Annotated in this window: 15 protein-coding genes; 9 read left to right on the top strand and 6 right to left on the bottom strand. The window is 65.2% G+C overall.

The genetic code is table 11. The features are described 5' to 3' along the window. The first annotated feature begins 7 nt into the window (after positions 1 to 7). Positions 8 to 1414 carry a M20/M25/M40 family metallo-hydrolase gene (locus tag RH91_RS00675; protein ID WP_029623488.1) on the top strand — a complete coding sequence of 469 codons (1407 nt, stop codon included), beginning with the start codon at positions 8 to 10 and terminating at the stop codon, positions 1412 to 1414. On the opposite strand, the gene RH91_RS00670 is transcribed toward RH91_RS00675, so the two are convergent. The 3 genes from RH91_RS00670 to RH91_RS00660 all read right to left on the bottom strand — a co-directional run bounded on the left by RH91_RS00670 (position 1415) and on the right by RH91_RS00660 (position 4842). Beyond that, positions 1415 to 1672, bottom strand: coding sequence for a hypothetical protein (locus tag RH91_RS00670; protein ID WP_010160534.1), 258 nt, complete (start codon positions 1670 to 1672; stop codon positions 1415 to 1417). Positions 1673 to 1919: 247 nt separating this feature from the next. Then, entirely contained in the window at positions 1920 to 2465 is a 546-nt protein-coding gene (locus RH91_RS00665; protein WP_010160532.1) for a PEP-CTERM domain protein, read from the bottom strand. Between the two features lie 430 nt (positions 2466 to 2895). Continuing rightward, positions 2896 to 4842 (bottom strand): potassium transporter Kup, encoded by a 1947-nt coding sequence (locus RH91_RS00660; RefSeq protein ID WP_010160531.1) that lies wholly within the window; start codon positions 4840 to 4842, stop codon positions 2896 to 2898. Positions 4843 to 4954: 112 nt separating this feature from the next. Here RH91_RS00660 and pdeM point away from each other — a divergent pair, with 112 nt between their 5' ends. Further along, complete coding sequence (pdeM, locus tag RH91_RS00655; protein WP_010160530.1) at positions 4955 to 5617, top strand: ligase-associated DNA damage response endonuclease PdeM; 663 nt, start codon at positions 4955 to 4957, stop codon at positions 5615 to 5617. A 153-nt stretch (positions 5618 to 5770) separates the two neighbouring features. On the opposite strand, the gene msrA is transcribed toward pdeM, so the two are convergent. Then, complete coding sequence (gene msrA / locus RH91_RS00650; RefSeq protein ID WP_010160529.1) at positions 5771 to 6430, bottom strand: peptide-methionine (S)-S-oxide reductase MsrA; 660 nt, start codon at positions 6428 to 6430, stop codon at positions 5771 to 5773. An 88-nt stretch (positions 6431 to 6518) separates the two neighbouring features. Further along, positions 6519 to 7148 carry a DedA family protein gene (locus RH91_RS00645; RefSeq protein ID WP_010160528.1) on the bottom strand — a complete coding sequence of 210 codons (630 nt, stop codon included), beginning with the start codon at positions 7146 to 7148 and terminating at the stop codon, positions 6519 to 6521. A 103-nt stretch (positions 7149 to 7251) separates the two neighbouring features. On the opposite strand from RH91_RS00645, the gene rpiA reads away from it, so the two are divergent. The 6 genes from rpiA to RH91_RS00615 all read left to right on the top strand — a co-directional run bounded on the left by rpiA (position 7252) and on the right by RH91_RS00615 (position 14149). After that, the gene (gene rpiA, locus RH91_RS00640) at positions 7252 to 7911 is read left to right on the top strand and encodes a ribose-5-phosphate isomerase RpiA (protein WP_010160527.1); all 660 of its coding nucleotides are present in this window, start codon (positions 7252 to 7254) and stop codon (positions 7909 to 7911) included. Positions 7912 to 7981: 70 nt separating this feature from the next. Further along, positions 7982 to 10063: a transketolase gene (gene tkt, locus RH91_RS00635; RefSeq protein ID WP_010160526.1), complete on the top strand. Its 2082-nt coding sequence runs from the start codon at positions 7982 to 7984 to the stop codon at positions 10061 to 10063. Continuing rightward, entirely contained in the window at positions 10063 to 11187 is a 1125-nt protein-coding gene (gene tal, locus RH91_RS00630; protein WP_010160525.1) for a transaldolase, read from the top strand. Before tkt ends, tal begins: the two co-directional genes overlap by 1 nt. 85 nt (positions 11188 to 11272) lie before the next feature. Beyond that, entirely contained in the window at positions 11273 to 12256 is a 984-nt protein-coding gene (gnd, locus tag RH91_RS00625) for a phosphogluconate dehydrogenase (NAD(+)-dependent, decarboxylating) (RefSeq protein WP_010160524.1), read from the top strand. Beyond that, positions 12253 to 13074 (top strand): Cof-type HAD-IIB family hydrolase, encoded by an 822-nt coding sequence (locus tag RH91_RS00620; RefSeq protein ID WP_010160523.1) that lies wholly within the window; start codon positions 12253 to 12255, stop codon positions 13072 to 13074. The genes gnd and RH91_RS00620 overlap by 4 nt, the downstream gene beginning before the upstream one ends. A 52-nt stretch (positions 13075 to 13126) precedes the next feature. Further along, entirely contained in the window at positions 13127 to 14149 is a 1023-nt protein-coding gene (locus tag RH91_RS00615) for an acetamidase/formamidase family protein (RefSeq protein ID WP_010160522.1), read from the top strand. A gap of 10 nt (positions 14150 to 14159) precedes the next feature. On the opposite strand, the gene RH91_RS00610 is transcribed toward RH91_RS00615, so the two are convergent. After that, on the bottom strand, positions 14160 to 14726 hold the full coding sequence (locus RH91_RS00610) for a cytochrome b (RefSeq protein WP_010160521.1): 567 nt from the start codon (positions 14724 to 14726) through the stop codon (positions 14160 to 14162). Positions 14727 to 14830: 104 nt separating this feature from the next. Here RH91_RS00610 and RH91_RS00605 point away from each other — a divergent pair, with 104 nt between their 5' ends. Further along, entirely contained in the window at positions 14831 to 16285 is a 1455-nt protein-coding gene (locus RH91_RS00605; RefSeq protein WP_010160520.1) for a glycosyltransferase family 2 protein, read from the top strand.

Here is a 16285-nt window from a genome sequence, read left to right as displayed (position 1 = left end):
GGGCACCATGCGCGCGATCACTCTGGCAATCCTACTCGGCACGACGGCAACGGGGGCCGGGCTTACGCCCGCCGCAGCGCAGGACCGGCCCGATCATAAGGCGTTCTTCGAGGTCTACAAGGAACTGGTGGAGACCAACACCACCTTGTCTTCGGGAAGTTGCACGCAGGCTGCGGCGCAGATCGGCGCGCGGTTGAAGGCGGCGGGCTATGCCGATGCCGACCTCACCTATTTCTCGGTGCCGGACCATCCCAAGGAAGGCGGCCTCGTCGCGATCCTGAAAGGCAGCAACCCGCGCGCCAAACCAATGCTGTTGATGGCGCATATCGACGTGGTCGAGGCCAAGCGCGAGGACTGGACGCGTGACCCGTTCAAGCTGGTCGAGGACGGCGGCTATTATTACGCGCGCGGCAGCACTGACGACAAGGCGCAGGCGGCGATCTGGTCGGACGCGATGATCCGGTTCAAGACCGGCGGCTATCACCCCAAGCGCACGATCAAGCTCGCGCTGACGTGCGGCGAGGAGACGACGTTCGCGTTCAACGGCGCGGAGTGGCTGGCGAAGAACAAGCCCGAGCTGATCGCCGCCGAATTCGCGCTCAACGAGGGCGGCGGCGGGCTGCTGACCGAGGAGGGCGAGCGCAAGACGCTGTTCCTCCAGGTCGGCGAGAAGGCCGCGCAGAACTTCACGTTGCTCGCGACCAACCCCGGCGGACACAGCTCGCAGCCGACCCCCGACAATGCGATCTATCAGCTGTCGGATGCGTTGAAGGCGGTGCAGGGGTATGAATTCCCGATCCGATTTACCGACACGACACGGGCGTTCTTCGCGGGCAATGCCACAGCACAGCCCGGACCGATGGGAGACGCGATCAAGCGGCTGCTCGCCGATCCGTCGGATGCCGCGGCGAATGCGGTGGTCAGCGCCAACAAGACCTATCATTCGATGCTCCGCACCACCTGCGTCGCGACGCTGTTGAATGCGGGCCATGCCGAGAATGCCTTGCCGCAGCGCGCGACCGCCAACGTCAATTGCCGGATCTTCCCGGGCGAGACGGTCGACGCCACGCTCGCCAAATTGAAAGAACTTGCCGGACCCAAGGTGACGGTCACCGCGAACCAGCCGGTCCGCCCGACCGCGGTGCCGCCGACGCTCGATCCCAAGATCCTCAACCCGGCCAAGGCGGTCGCGGCGAAGCATTTCCCCGGCACCGCGATCCTGCCGCTGATGTCGACCGGCGCGACCGACGGGATCTTCTTCGAGGCGATCGGGATCCCGGTTTACGGCGTCCCCGGGCTGTTCATCGGTTCGGACATCAACCGCGCGCACGGGCTGAACGAGCGGATGAACGTCAAGTCGCTGTATGACGGGCGGGATTACCTGTTCGACGTGGTCAAGGCGTATGCGGGCTGATCAGAGCCCCGCGATGTCGAGCGCGGCAGCGAGTTCGTCGCTGATGCCGGCGTCCTGTTTCGGCGAGAGGCGGTTCAGCACGGTCTGGACCCGCTTCTGCGCGACCTGCAGCGTTTTGTGGCGGACTTCGCGGATCTGGTTGGTCCGCCACGACTTGCTCTCGCCGAGTACGGCCGCCCATTTCGCTTCTTCCGCCGACAGGATTGCGAGTGCGAGCCGCAGGCCATCGCGTCGACCGTGGTCGTAATCGTCGGACATGCGCGTCTCCTAGCGAGCGGAGCCGGTCGTGACCGACCGGCGGGTGTCCTGCGCTTATGGTGGCGCGGCTGCGCGGTCAAAGGCGACCATGTCTGATCGCTATGGATCGACGCCGAATCCCGCCGGGTGGGCCCGATGGTGGGGTGACCCGGGACGTTGGTTGAGACAATGTCAGACCGGGGAGCGCACCGACACCAAGCCGGAGGCCTTTCGACCGGCGGCTTGGCGTCGACGCGGAAGCGCAGTGCTACGCTAACGTCATCCGGGTATTGCGGCGACGGGTTCGCATCGCGGCACCCGTCATCCCGAAGCCCGCGATCATCATCGCCCAGGTTGCAGCTTCGGGTACCGCAGCGGCGACAACCGCACTCGATGAAGCCGAGCCGAAGGCGGAGATGGTTCCGTTGCCGTTGATGCGGTACACGTCAGCCGACACCCCATCCTGATGGAAGAATGCGATGTTCGATGCGGCCCCCGCATTGAACCGCACTCCGCTGCCATCCAGGAAGGTCGGACCCGTCGTGAAGTAATAATATGTCGGGTTACCTGGCGCATCGAACAGGCCGCTGATCGCAACGTCGTTGATCATGCCGGATATGCCGGTGATCGCCAGGGCGGTCTGCCCGTCACGCTGAACCGCGGTGTCGGAGGTGTTGAAGATCCCGCGAACCGTCTGGGCGGGGCCGCCGAACAGCGTGCTTGTGGTATCGAAGCTGAAATTGAATTGGGCTGCAGACGCCTGGGTGGACGACAATGCCGCGATCGCTGCCGTTAACGCGAATACCGTTTTCATGACTCACTCTCCCTGTTGAAACCGGCCTTTGCGCAGGTTTCTTCGGGAGTTACGTTAAACATGCGTTAAAGGTTGCGGAGACATTAACCAAACCGCAGGATTACCAAAACGTTGATCATTCGCTGTGGAGATCGGCTCACCGTGTTCGGAATAGAGACGATCGCAGAGTGCATAGTATGTCGGATATTCCGCTTCGGTCACTGCTAAACTTGCGGTACCTCTGTGACACCGCAATGCCGCGGGTTACGGGACTTGCCTTTCCGGAGGGTTTGACGAGCCGCGGAGATCGGAAAGCGGATCTCGGGCTTTTCAGGGCAGGCGGGCATCAATAGCCGCGCACCAACGCCGTTCCCCAGCACCGTGCAGACTGAAAGCGCGTATCGCACGACTGTCCCCTAAACTGCAGCATCCAGCGCGCAGCCGGATCGCCTCAGACCGTGACCTGTTCGCCCAGTTCCAGCACCTTACCCGGCGGGATCTTGAGGAAGTCGGTCGGGTCGCTGGCGTTGCGCTGGAGGAACATGAAGATCCGGTCCTGCCACAGCGGCATGCCCTGGTCCGCCGCCGGTTTGATCGTGTTGCGACCGATGAAATAGCTCGTCTTGGCGGGGTTGAGCGTCTTCTTGTGCGACGTCGCTTCCAGACCGAGATCGCGCGGGACGTCGGGTGATTCCATGAAGCCATAGTGCAGCACGACGATCGTGAAATTCGGATCGACCTGACGGATCTCCGCACGCTCCTCGGGCGCGACCGAGGGGCGATCGGCGGTGCGGATGCTGACGATCAGGTTCTTCTCGTGCAGCACCTTATTGTGCTTGAGATTGTGAAGCAGCGCGCCCGGCGCGCTGTCGGGGTTGGCGGTGAGGAAGACCGCGGTTCCCTCGACTCGCTCGGGCGGGCGCTTGGCGAGTGCGGCGGCGAGGTCGGTAAGGGGCACGCTCTGGCGCGCCTCGAACGCCCGGACGATCCCGCGTCCGCGGTTCCAGGTGTAGATCACCAGCCCGATCCCCCCCGCGACCACCAGCGGCACCCAGCCGCCTTCGATCACGCGGAGGATGTTCGCGCCGAAGAAGATCAGGTCGAGCGTCAGGAACGGCAGGATGACCGCGAGCGCGACCGGGCGGCTCCAGCTCCAGCGATGCCGCACGACGATGTACGCGAGCAGCGTGGTGACGACCATCGTGCCGGTCACCGCGATCCCGTAGGCCGCCGCCATCGCGGACGAGGTGCGGAACTGGACGACGAGCACCAGCACGCCGAACAGCAGCAGCCAGTTGATCGACGGAAGATAGATCTGTCCCGCCTGCGTCGCCGATGTCTGGCGGATCCGGAGCCGTGGCAGCAGCCCGAGCTGGATCGCCTGCTGCGTCAGTGAATAGGCCCCGGTGATCACCGCCTGGCTCGCGATTACGGTCGCCGCCATCGCCAACACGATCAGCCACGGCCGCAACCCGGCGGGGGCCATGAGGAAGAACCAGTCCTGATTATGGAACGGCTGCCCGGCGGCCTTCGCGGCTTCCAGCGCATTGAGCGCGAACGCGCCCTGGCCCAGGTAATTGCAGATCAGGCAGGGGAAAACGAGCGCGAACCAGCCGATCCGGATCGGGAGGCGCCCGAAATGCCCCATGTCCGCGGTCAATGCTTCCGCGCCCGTCACGGTCAGGAAGACTGCGCCGAGCACGAACAGGCCCGTCACGCCATGATCGAGCAGGAAGAACGCGCCGTAATGCGGCGAGATGACACGCAGGATCGAAGGTTCGTCGGCGATATGCCACAGCCCCAGCGCGCCGAGCACGAGGAACCACACGAGGCAGACCGGCCCGAACAACCGCGAGACGCTGGCGGTGCCGCGGCTCTGGATCGCGAACAAGGCAATCAGGATGACGATCGTCATCGACAGGATCACCTGCTCGCTGATGACCGTTTCCATCCCCGGGATCGTCTTGAGCCCCTCGACCGCGGACAGCACGGATAGCGCTGGCGTGATGATCGCATCACCGTAGAACAACGATGCGCCCGCCGACCCCAGCACCAAGGCGATCAGCGAACGTTTGCCGAGCGCACGTCGTGCCAGAGCTGTCAGTGCCAGCACGCCGCCTTCGCCCTGATTGTCCATCCGCATCAGGAAGATGACGTATTTGACCGTCACGACGAGGATCAGCGACCAGATCGCGAGACTCAGCACGCCGAGGATCTCGCCCGGGTCGAGCCCGTCCTTGCCGGTAAGCTCGAGCGCTTCGCGAAACGCGTAGAGCGGGCTGGTGCCGATATCGCCGAAAACGACCCCGATCGCGCCGATCGTCAGCGCGAACAGCGCCGGATGCGGCGTCGCGCCATGGGGGTTTACGGCCGTGGTGGTGGCGGTTGCAACGGACATGATAATAAGGCGACCTGCCAATAAGGACGGCGCGCTTTACGCTTGTGGTCCCTCAGCGCAAGCGCTTTCGTGAACGTTGCATGAAGCGTAACCTTAAGTCATAGCGACGGACATGGTTCCCTTTTCGTTCGCCAATCATGATTTGCTAGCACTCCGTAGCGGCGCGCTGTTCTGGCCGCGGCGCGGGGCGGTGCTGGTGGCGGACCTGCACTTCGAAAAGGCGAGCTGGTTTGCGCAGCGGGGGCAGATGCTCCCGCCGTATGATTCGCTCGTCACGCTCGAGGCGCTCGAGGACGTCGTCGCGGCGACGGGTGCCACGGAAATCTGGTGCCTGGGCGACAGCTATCACGACGACGAAGGGTGCGATCGCTTGCCTGCGGAGGCGCAATCCCGGCTCCGCGCGCTGACCCGCGCGACGCGGTGGACCTGGATCACGGGGAACCATGATAGCGGGATGGTCGACCGGTGTGGTGGGGCGGTGGTCGACGAGGCGGTGGTCGACGGACTGGTGCTGCGGCACGAAGCCGATCCGAACGATGCGCGGCCCGAGCTAAGCGGCCACTTCCATCCCAAGTTGCGGCTCCGCGTGCGCGGGCAGAACGTCTCGCGACGGTGCTTCGTGGCAACGCCGACCAAGCTCATCCTCCCGGCGTTCGGTGCGCTGACCGGGGGGCTGGACGCGCAGCACCCCGAGATCGTCCGCGCGGTGGGCAAGGGCGCCGAGGCGCTGATCCCGATCGAGGACCGGTTGCTGCGGTTCCGGCTGGCGGCTTAGGGGGAGGCTGCTCCTGATTACCTCCCCCGGCGAAGGCCGGGGCCCAGACGTAATGGCCGAGGTAATCGAGCGCAGCGTTGAATATTCGGCCGGTTGGCTCCTGGGCCCCGGCCTTCGCCGGGGAAGCGGCAAATGTGCGGTACGTTCCCTCCCTCAGCTTGCAAGCTGCGGGAACCCGGCGCGAAACGCTGCCACCTTCGGCTTGTCGAACGTCACGATGTACGGATGGTTCGGGTTCCGGTCGTAGAAGTTCTGGTGATACGCCTCGGCGGGGAAGAACGCGCCGGTCTCGATCTTGGTGACGATCGGCTTGGGGAACACGCGCGCCTTGCCAAGCTGCGCGATATAGGCCGCCGCAACGCCCCGTTGCGCGGCGTTCTGCGGGAAGATCGCCGAACGATAGCTGATCCCGCTGTCGGGGCCCTGCCGGTTCAGCTCCGTCGGATTGTGCGCGATTGAGAAATAGACGCGAAGCAGCGTCGCGTAACTGACCTTGGCCGGATCGTAGACCACGCGGATCGCCTCGGCATGGCGGGTCGTCTCGGTCGAGACCTGATCGTAGGTCGCGGTGTCGCGCGTCCCGCCGGCATAGCCGGCGGTGACCTGGCGCACGCCCTTCACATGCTCGAAGACAGCTTCCATGCCCCAGAAGCAGCCGCCTGCAAAAACGGCGGTCTGAGGCCCGGATACGCCGGTGACGTCCGCTGCGGCGGCGGGGATGGGGACGGCACGTTCGGCTTGCGCCGCCCCGCCGGCAAAAACGAAGGCGGCCGCGCCGACACAGGCAGCGGTGATGAGAACGGGCTTGAGCATCGCAAGAAACCTTTTCTGTAACAGTCTGCTATCCGCCGGTGGTGCCAGCGAAGTTACGGATCTGCCGTAAAAAGGATGTCGGGACGGCTCAGTGCCGCTTCAAGCCGCGGACGCGGTGCCAGATATAAAAGGCAATGGCAGCGATCAGAACCACGCCGATGACGAGATCCGCGCTGTGGAACGCCGCCTTGATCCGCGGATCGCTGTTCCACTTGTCGCCGAGGGTCATGCCGACCCAGGCCAGCCCGAAGCACCACGGCCACGAGCCGAGGAACGTGTAGAGGTGGAAGGGGATCAGCGGCATCCGCGCGACACCCGCCGGAAACGCGATGAACGAGCGGACCACCGGGAGCAGGCGTCCGATCAGCACCGCGATGCTCCCGAACCGCGCGAAGAAGCGATCTGCGGTGTCGAGTTCGCCTGGACCGATCAACAGGTAACGGCCCCAGCGTTCGGCGAGCGGGCGCCCGCCGCGCTTGCCGATCTCATAGGCGACGATCGATCCGACGTTGCACCCGATCGCGCCCGCGGTCGCCGCCCAGAACAGGTTGAACCGTCCGACCGAGACGAGGTAGCCCGCAAACGGCATGATGATCTCGGACGGAAGTGGGATGCACGCAGACTCGATCGCCATCAATATGGCGATGCCGACATAGCCGCCGCTGGAAATGACCCAGATGGTGAAGGTGGCGAGTGTTGCCAGGATCTTTTCGAACATGGGTCCGCGCTTTGCCCTGCTCGCGCACGGGGGGCCAGCGGAAATATGCGCGCGTGGGGAACACGGGGTTCCCGGCGACGGCCGTGGTGCTAAGGCAGCCGCCATGAACGAGTCGGACAAACGCGCCGCAGCGCTCGCCGCGATCGAGGAAGTCCGTCCGGGCATGGTGGTCGGGCTGGGGACGGGGTCGACCGCTGCCTTCGCGATCGCTGCGCTCGGCGAACGCCGGCTCGATATCCGCGCGGTCCCGACCAGCCTGGCGAGTGCGGCGCTGGCACGCGCCGCCGGAATCGCGCTGATCGACCTTCCCGCGCAGATCGACCTCACGATCGACGGTGCGGACGAGATCGATTCGCGGTTCCGCGCGATCAAGGGTGCGGGCGGCGCGATGCTGCGTGAGAAGGTGGTCGCTAGCGCGAGCATTCGGATGATCGTGATCGCGGATTCGTCCAAGCGCGTCGACACGATCGGCGTTGCCCCGATCCCGGTCGAAGTGCTCCCCTTCGCACAGGCCTTTGTCGCGGCGCGGCTTGCGGCACTCGGCGGCACGGTTACGCCGCGCACGGGGTTCGTTTCGGATCAGGCGAACCCGATTCTCGATTGCCGTTTCCCGCCCGACGTGGACCATGCGCTACTCGCCGCGCACATCGCGCAGATCCCGGGCGCGCTTGGCCACGGCCTGTTCCTTTCCGAAGTGTCGGCCGTGTACATCGCCGAAAATGGCGTCGTTACGCGACTGGAACGCGGACGCACCGCGGATTAAAGCCCATCCATCCCGGCAACCCGACCGACGCGGAAGCGTTCAGGGCGCAACAACAAGGTGAACCTGCTCCATGGCCGATACCCAGACCCAAACCGCCGCAAACGGCGTCCACGAAGACGGCAGCCCCGACCGGCTCGCGATCGACACGATCCGTACGCTTTCGATGGATGCGGTGCAGGCCGCCAATTCGGGCCACCCCGGCACGCCGATGGCGCTCGCGCCGGTGGGTCAGACGCTGTGGACCAAGTTCCTGCGCTACGATCCGACTACCCCTGATTGGCCCAACCGTGATCGTTTCGTCCTGTCGGTCGGCCATGCGTCGATGCTGCTCTATTCGCTGATCCACCTCGCCGGAATCGAGGAGATCGATGCCGAGGGTAACAAGACCGGCAAGCCCGCGCTCAGCCTCCATGACCTCGAGCAGTTCCGCCAGCTCGATTCGAAGACCCCGGGCCACCCCGAATATCGCCACACCACGGGGGTCGAGACTACGACCGGCCCGCTCGGCCAGGGTTGCGGCAATTCGGTCGGCATGGCGATTGCGGAGCGTTGGCTCGCGGCAAAGTTCAACCAGCCGAACTTCACGCTGTTCGACCATGACGTCTACACGCTGTGCGGCGACGGCGACATGATGGAGGGCGTTTCGGCAGAGGCGGCGTCGGTCGCCGGGCATCTCAAACTGTCCAACCTCTGTTGGATCTACGACAGCAACCACATCTCGATCGAGGGCAACACCGCGCTCGCGTTCGACGAGGACGTTGGCGCGCGCTTCGTCGCTTATGGCTGGAACGTCATCCACGTCGATGACGCGAACGACACGGCTGCGCTGAGCACAGCGCTCGAGACGTTCAAGGCGACCACCGACAAGCCGACCTTTATCGTCGTCCATTCGGTGATCGGCTACGGCAGCCCCAAGGCGGGCAGCGAAAAGGCCCACGGCGAGCCGCTCGGCGTCGAGAACGTCCGACTGACCAAGCAGGCGTACGGCTGGCCGGAAGACAAGCAGTTCTACGTCCCCGAAGGCGTTGCCGAGCGCTTCAAGGCGTCGATGATGGATCGCTCCGGTCCGCTTCGGCAGGAATGGGACGCCAAGGTCGTCGAATATCGCGCTGCGCATCCCGAGCTCGCCAACCAGCTCGATTCGATGCTGTCGGACAGCCTGCCGGATGGCTGGGATGCCGACATCCCGGTATTCGAGGCGGATGCCAAGGGCGTCGCCTCGCGCGATTCGTCGGGCAAAGTGCTCAACGCGATCGCGCCCAAGCTGCCGTGGCTGCTCGGCGGTTCCGCCGATCTCGCGCCGTCGACCAAGACCGACATCAAGGGCGCGCCCTCGTTCGAGGCGGACAATTACGGCGGGACCAACTTCCATTTCGGCGTGCGCGAGCATGGCATGGGTGCGATCGTCAACGGCATGACGCTGTCGCACCTGCGCGGCTATGGCTCCACCTTCCTCGTGTTCTGCGATTACATGCGCGCACCGATCCGCCTGTCGGCGATCATGGAGGTCGGCTCGGTCTGGGTGTTCACGCACGACTCGATCGGCGTCGGCGAAGACGGCCCGACCCACCAGCCGATCGAGCATCTCGCGACGCTCCGCGCGATCCCGGGGCTCGATACGATCCGTCCGGGAGACGCGAACGAAGTCGCCGCCGCGTGGCGCGCGGTGGTCGAGGATGCGAGCCATCCCACCGCCTTGATCCTGTCGCGGCAGGCGCTGCCGACGCTCGACCGTACCAAATATGCGAGCGCCGATGGCTTGAAGAAGGGGGCCTATGTCCTCGACGGCGACGAAAACCCCGAGGTGATCCTGATCGCTACGGGCTCGGAAGTCTCGCTCGCGGTCGCCGCGCACGAGAAGCTCAAGGAAAGCGGCGTCGCCTCGCGGGTCGTATCGATGCCGAGCTGGTATCGCTACGAGCTGCAGGATGCGGCCTATAAGGAATCGGTCCTGCCGAAAGCCGTCAAGGCGCGCATCGCGATCGAGATGGCGGGCGAGATCGGCTGGGATCGCTATGTCGGGCTCGACGGTGCGACCGTGACGATGTCGACCTTCGGCGCGTCCGCGCCGATCACCAAGCTTCAGGACAAATACGGCTTCACGGTCGACAACATCGTGAAGATCGCCAACGAACTGCGGGAGAAGAACTGATGGGCAAGCTCAACGATCTGGCCGCACTCGGCCAGGCAGTCTGGCTCGATTTCGTCGAGAAGAAGTTCCTCGCCGAGGGCAGCCTCCAGAAGATGGTCGACGAGGACGCGCTGACCGGCGTGACCTCCAACCCGTCGATCTTCGAAAAGGCGATGGGGCATGGCGACGCATATGACGCTGAGCTCGCCGCCTATGACAAGTCCAACCCCGACGCCCCGACGATCGACCGGTACGAGCATCTCGCGATCCTCGACATTCAGGCGGCGGCGGACACGCTCCGCCCGGTCTATGACCGGCTCGACGCGAAGGACGGCTATGTCAGCCTCGAGGTCTCGCCGTATCTGGCGAACGACACCGACGCGACGATCGCCGAAGCGCAGAAGCTGTGGAAGGCGGTCAACCGGCCCAACGTGATGATCAAGATTCCGGGCACGCCGGCTGGCGTCCCCGCGATCGCGGCGACGATCGACGCCGGGATCAACGTCAACGTCACATTGCTGTTCTCGCAGAGCGCGTATCAGGCGGTGGCGGAGGCCTATGTCGAGGGTCTCGAGAAGCGCGCCGCGCGCGGCGAGCCGATCGACCGGATCGCCAGCGTCGCGAGCTTCTTCGTCAGCCGGATCGATTCGAAGATCGACGACAAGATCGACGCCCTGGTTAAAGAGGGGGGTGTCGGCGGCGACGAGGCCAAGCCGCTCAAGGGCAAGGTCGCAATCGCCAACGCGAAACTGGCCTACGCCTGGTATGAGGAATTCATCGCTTCGTCGCGCTGGCAGGCGCTCGCCGCCAAGGGTGCGCAGGTCCAGCGGCTGTTGTGGGCGTCAACGGGAACCAAGAATCCCGACTATCCCGATACGCTGTATCTCGACTCGCTGATCGGCAAGGACACGGTCAACACGATCCCGCCCAAGACGCTCGACGCCTACCGCCTCCGCGGCACCGCGACCGAGACGCTGACGCAGGATATCGCGGGTGCCCGCCATGTCTTGTCCGAGGCCGAGCGGCTCGGGCTCGATCTCGACGGAGTCACGGACGAACTGGTGGAAGAGGGGGTCGCCTCCTTCTCCAAGGCGTTCGACGATCTGCTCGGCGCGATTGCGGCCAAGCATCCGGTTGCAGCTTAAAGCCACCTTGCACGTTTAGCCGTCCGTCCCGGAGGTCTCCGGGGCGGACGTTTCTTTCTCGGATCCCCTCAGGAGTGCGCGCGACATGAAAATCGGTATCATCGGCCTTGGCCGGATGGGCGGCAACATCGCGCGCCGGATCATGCGTGCTGGCCACCAGACGGTGGTGTTCGATCGTGATGACGCCGCAGTGCAGAAGCTCGTCGGGGACGGCTCGGTCGGCGCGACTTCGCTTGAGGACATGGCGGGCAAGCTCGACAGTCCGTCGATCTACTGGGTCATGCTCCCGGCAGGCGAGCCGACCGAACAGACCGTCGCGGCAATCGGCGCTTTCGCCAAGTCGGGCGACATCGTCATCGATGGCGGCAACAGCTTCTACAAGGACGATATTCGCCGCGCGAAGATGCTCGCGGAAAAGGGCATCCGGTATGTCGACGTCGGCACCTCGGGTGGCGTGTGGGGCCTCGAGCGCGGCTTTTGCATGATGATCGGCGGCGCAAAGGACGCGGTCGACCATATCGATCCGATCCTCTCCGCACTCGCCCCCGGCATGGGGACGATCCCACGCACGCCCGAGCGCAACCTAGATCAGGAAGACCCCCGCGCGGAGCAGGGCTATATCCACGCCGGCGCTCCCGGTGCGGGGCATTTCGTCAAGATGGTCCACAACGGCATCGAGTATGGGCTGATGGCTGCCTATGCCGAGGGCTTCGACGTGCTCAAGGGCAAGTCGTCGGACAAGCTTCCGGAGGACGAGCGCTTCGACCTCAACCTGACCGACATCGCCGAAGTATGGCGGCGCGGATCGGTTATTTCGTCGTGGCTGCTCGATCTTTCGGCATCGGCTCTCGCGAAGGATCAGGCGCTCGAGCATTTCTCGGGCCATGTCGCGGATTCGGGTGAGGGGCACTGGACCGTCCAGGCGGCAATGGAGGAAGCGGTTCCCGTCTACGTCCTCTCGGCGGCGCTTTTCGCGCGCTATCGCAGCCGGGTCGAGCATACGTTCGGCGACAAGTTGCTGTCGGCGATGCGTTTCGGCTTCGGCGGCCATGTCGAGATGCCGCAATGAGCGGTTCGGGGTACGAGACCGGCACGATCCGCCTGGTCGTCTCTGACGTCGACGGAACGCTGGTTGACAGCAACAAGGAGGTAACGCCCGGGGTTCAGGCAGCGGTCGCCAAGCTCCGCGCTGCGGGCATCGGGTTCAGCATCATCAGCGCGCGTCCACGCTCGGGGATGATGCCGATCGCCGAGACGCTGGGGATCGACGGGCCGATGGGCGCCTTCAACGGCGGCACGCTGTTCAAGCGCGACGGGACGGTGCTCAGTGCCGACCGGATCGACCGCGCGGTGGTCGATGGCACGCTCGCGGCGGCGGAGGGTGCCGCGGTCGACACCTGGGTGTTCGCGGACGACCAATGGTATGCGACCACCGACGTCGGCGGCCACGTCGACAGTGAGCGGCGCGCGTCCAACCAGCAGCCGGTCGTGACGACGGACTTCACCGATCTGCTCGACCGGGCGGACAAGATCACCTTCGTCAGCGACGATCCCGACCTGCTGATCGACCTGCGCAAGCGGATGGACCGGTTTGCCGATGCGGCGACGATCGTCCAGTCGCAGACCTATTATCTCGACGTCACCCCGCTGACGGGGAACAAGGGCGACGGGCTGACCGCCCTGTCCGAGGCAATGGGCGTACCGCTCGATCAGATCGCGGTGTTCGGCGATCAGGCGAACGACCTGCCGATGTTTGCGCGCGCCGCGATTTCCTATGCGATGGGGCAGGGGCCGGAACCGGTCCGCGCCAAGGCGACGCATGTCGTCGCGAGCAACAATGACGATGGCGTCGCCGAAGCGATCGAAGCGATCCTGGCTGGACGCTGACCACAGCATCCGCCATCGTCGTTCGTATTGAAAAGCGAATTGGGATAGGCGGATGCGGTATCTGACGGCAGTTGTAGGGCTGGTCGTGGCCGCACCGCTTGCGAGCAAGACGGTCGAATTGCCCGCGACCCCTACCACGGTCGCCTGGGGCCATTACGACGCGACATCCAAACCGGTCTTGACGATCGACTCGGGTGATACCGTGATCGTCCACACGCTGCTGACGAACAGCCCGACGGGCCTCGAAAAGGCGGGCATCGCCCCGTCCGACGTCGAACCGGCGCTTCGTGCCGTCTTTGCCGGAGTACCCGCATCCGAACGGGGCCCCGGCGGGCATATCCTGACCGGACCGATCGCGATCACGGGGGCAGAGCCGGGCGACACGCTCGAGGTTCGCATCCTCAAGGTCGATCTCGCGATCCCCTATGCCTATAACGGGTTTCGCTACGGTGCGGGGTTCCTGACCGACGACTTCCCCTACGCGCGCACCAAGATCGTACCGCTCGATGCCAAGGCGATGGTCGCGCGGTTCGGGCCTGGCATCACGGTGCCGCTCCACCCCTTTTTCGGCAGCATGGGGGTGGCGCCGCCGCCGTCGTTCGGTCGCTATGACAGCGCTCCGCCGACGATCAACGGTGGCAACATGGACGACAAGGCGCTGGTCGAAGGGACCACGCTGTTCCTGCCGGTCCACGCACCGGGGGCCTTGTTCCAGGTTGGGGATGGCCATGCGGCGCAGGGGAATGGCGAGGTCGATATCACCGCGCTGGAGACGTCGCTCACCGGGCGGCTCCAGTTCATCCTGCACAAGCACCAGGCGTCACCCTATCCGCGCGCCGAGACGCCGACCCACTATATCGCGATGGGCTTCGATGACGATCTCAGCAACGCGACGCGCAAGGCGCTGCGCAACATGATCGACTTCCTCGTCGCGGAGAAGGGCATGACCCGCGACGACGCGTATATGCTGCTCAGCGTCGCCGGGGATGTCGAAGTGACGGAACTGGTCGATCGCAACAAGGGCGTCCACGTCGCGCTGTCCAAGGCGGTGTTCGAGCAGCGCCGCGCGAAATGAGCCGCGACGGTTAGGGCCGTCCGGGCCACATCCGCTGGAGCTCCTTGGTGCCATCGAGCATCTGATGCTTCATCGCGCCCGCGACGTGCAGCACGAACAGGGCATAGACGAGATAGGCGATGATTTCGTGCGCCGCGCCGAAGCCGTCATGGACGCTTTTCTTGGTCGCCGGATCGAGCGCCATGATGAAGCCGAGCCGCGGCCACTGGAACAGGCCGAACCAGTACATCGGCGTCGTGGCGGCATGCTCGTAGGCCGAATCCATGATCCAGCCGGTCAGCGGCATCGCGAACAGGATCGCATAGAGCATGTAGTGGGTGCCATGCGCGAGACGTGCCTCCCAAACACTATAGCCGCGCGGGAAGGGCGGGGGACGATGTGCGAACCGCCACAGCAGGCGCAGGATCGCCAGGCCCAGGATCGTGATGCCGACCGACTTGTGCAGGTTGATCGCCGGACGGACCTGCGCATCGGGCAGCAGCCCGTCCCAACTCCACGCCAGCGCGACGTTGAGGACGACGAGTGCCGCGACCACCCAATGGAGCAGCATCGCGATACCGGTATAGCGTTGGACCAAGCGACCGCTCCCATAAGCACAATATCGATCAACTCTAGCCGTGCGAAGAGGCGTGCGCTAGCGGCGTAAGCCACCGTTCATCCTCCATCGGTATCCGCGTCCGAATGACCTCGCTTGCCCAGACGCTTGTTGTCGAGTCGCCGCGGCACACCCCGCGTCGCATACCGTTCGCCAGCCGGGCGGTCGGGGCGGTCGGTCCGGTGCTGTTCATCGCCTTGCTGATCCAGGCATTCGAGCGACAGGGTGTGGCGGTGTGGTCGATCGGGATCGCCTACATCCTGTACGACACTGCCCTGCTGCTGTTCACCGCGTGGAACATCCGCGGTTTGCGGCATGCCCCAGCGGCAGTGCCGGTGCAGAATTCGAGTTTCGGGGTGATCGTCGCCGCGCACAATGAGGCGGGGGTGATTGCCGCCGCAATCGACCGGCTGGCCGGACAGGCGCAGTCGCCCGACTTGATCCTGATTGCGGACGATGGATCGAGCGATGCGACCGCCGAAGTACTGTCGCGGCGGTACGGACTTGCGGTGCCCCCGCTCGGCGGGATTACCGAACGGTCAGCGGTGCTCCCCGCGCTCCGGTGGCTGCGGTTGCCGCACGGCGGCAAGGCGCGCGCGCTGAACGAAGCGATGCTGCGGATCGATACCACGGTCGTGCTGACGGTCGATGCCGATACGCTGCTCGAACCCGGCGCGATTGCGGCGATGCGCGCGGCGTTTGCCGCCGAGCCCGAACTGGTTGCGGCGACCGGCGTCCTCGCGCCGATCTGCGGGCCGGATCTGCAAGGCCGGCTGTTCCAGTGGTTCCAGAGCTACGAATATGTCCGCAACTTCCTGTCGCGACATGCGTGGGAGCAATTGGGCAGCCTGTTGCTGATCTCGGGCGCGTTCGCCGCGTTCCGGCGAGATGCTGTGGTGGCCGTCGGCGGGTTCGATCCCGATTGCATGGTCGAGGATTACGAGCTGATCCACCGGCTTCACCGCCATGCGGTCGATCACGGGCACGACTGGCGTGTCCGGGTGGTCGGCGGCGCGCTGGCGCGGACCGATGCGCCTGCCAGCCCGATGGCGTTCCTGCGGCAGCGGCGGCGGTGGTTCGGCGGGTTCCTCCAGACGCAATATTGGAACCGCGACATGGTCGGCGCGCGGCGGTTCGGCTGGCTCGGCACCGCGATGCTGCCGGTCAAGGCGCTCGACACGCTGCAGCCGATCTACGGGCTGGCGGCATTCGCGATCCTGATCGGACTGGTGGTGACCGGACGGTTTGCCGTCGCCCTGCCGATCCTTGCGGTGATGGTCGCCAAGATCGCGATCGACCTCAGTTTCCATCTGTGGTCGCTCGGCATCTACAAGCGCTGGACCGGGCAGCGCGATGGCTTGTCGCTGCTGCCCGCCCTCGTCGCGGCGATCGCCGAGCCGTTCAGTTTCCAGCTCTTGCGGCATGCGGGCGCGGTGTGGGGCTGGCACGCCTTTCTGACCGGACGCGAAAGCTGGGGGCAGCAGCGGCGCACCGCGATCGCGGACGAAGCCCCCATCCCGGTCCCGGAGCGAATACGCTAG

The organism is Sphingomonas sp. PAMC 26617, from assembly GCF_000242835.1.
GTDB lineage: Bacteria > Pseudomonadota > Alphaproteobacteria > Sphingomonadales > Sphingomonadaceae > Sphingomonas.
The sequence above is the reverse complement of the archived record's forward strand: the minus strand, read 5'-3'. Positions and strand labels throughout refer to the sequence as shown.

Coding starts and splice junctions, on each gene's coding strand:
- RH91_RS00675 (WP_029623488.1), top strand. CDS start 8: ATGCGCGCGATCACTCTGGCAATCCTACTCGGCACGACGGCAACGGGG.
- RH91_RS00670 (WP_010160534.1), bottom strand. CDS start 1,672: ATGTCCGACGATTACGACCACGGTCGACGCGATGGCCTGCGGCTCGCA.
- RH91_RS00665 (WP_010160532.1), bottom strand. CDS start 2,465: ATGAAAACGGTATTCGCGTTAACGGCAGCGATCGCGGCATTGTCGTCC.
- RH91_RS00660 (WP_010160531.1), bottom strand. CDS start 4,842: ATGTCCGTTGCAACCGCCACCACCACGGCCGTAAACCCCCATGGCGCG.
- pdeM (WP_010160530.1), top strand. CDS start 4,955: ATGGTTCCCTTTTCGTTCGCCAATCATGATTTGCTAGCACTCCGTAGC.
- msrA (WP_010160529.1), bottom strand. CDS start 6,430: ATGCTCAAGCCCGTTCTCATCACCGCTGCCTGTGTCGGCGCGGCCGCC.
- RH91_RS00645 (WP_010160528.1), bottom strand. CDS start 7,148: ATGTTCGAAAAGATCCTGGCAACACTCGCCACCTTCACCATCTGGGTC.
- rpiA (WP_010160527.1), top strand. CDS start 7,252: ATGAACGAGTCGGACAAACGCGCCGCAGCGCTCGCCGCGATCGAGGAA.
- tkt (WP_010160526.1), top strand. CDS start 7,982: ATGGCCGATACCCAGACCCAAACCGCCGCAAACGGCGTCCACGAAGAC.
- tal (WP_010160525.1), top strand. CDS start 10,063: ATGGGCAAGCTCAACGATCTGGCCGCACTCGGCCAGGCAGTCTGGCTC.
- gnd (WP_010160524.1), top strand. CDS start 11,273: ATGAAAATCGGTATCATCGGCCTTGGCCGGATGGGCGGCAACATCGCG.
- RH91_RS00620 (WP_010160523.1), top strand. CDS start 12,253: ATGAGCGGTTCGGGGTACGAGACCGGCACGATCCGCCTGGTCGTCTCT.
- RH91_RS00615 (WP_010160522.1), top strand. CDS start 13,127: ATGCGGTATCTGACGGCAGTTGTAGGGCTGGTCGTGGCCGCACCGCTT.
- RH91_RS00605 (WP_010160520.1), top strand. CDS start 14,831: ATGACCTCGCTTGCCCAGACGCTTGTTGTCGAGTCGCCGCGGCACACC.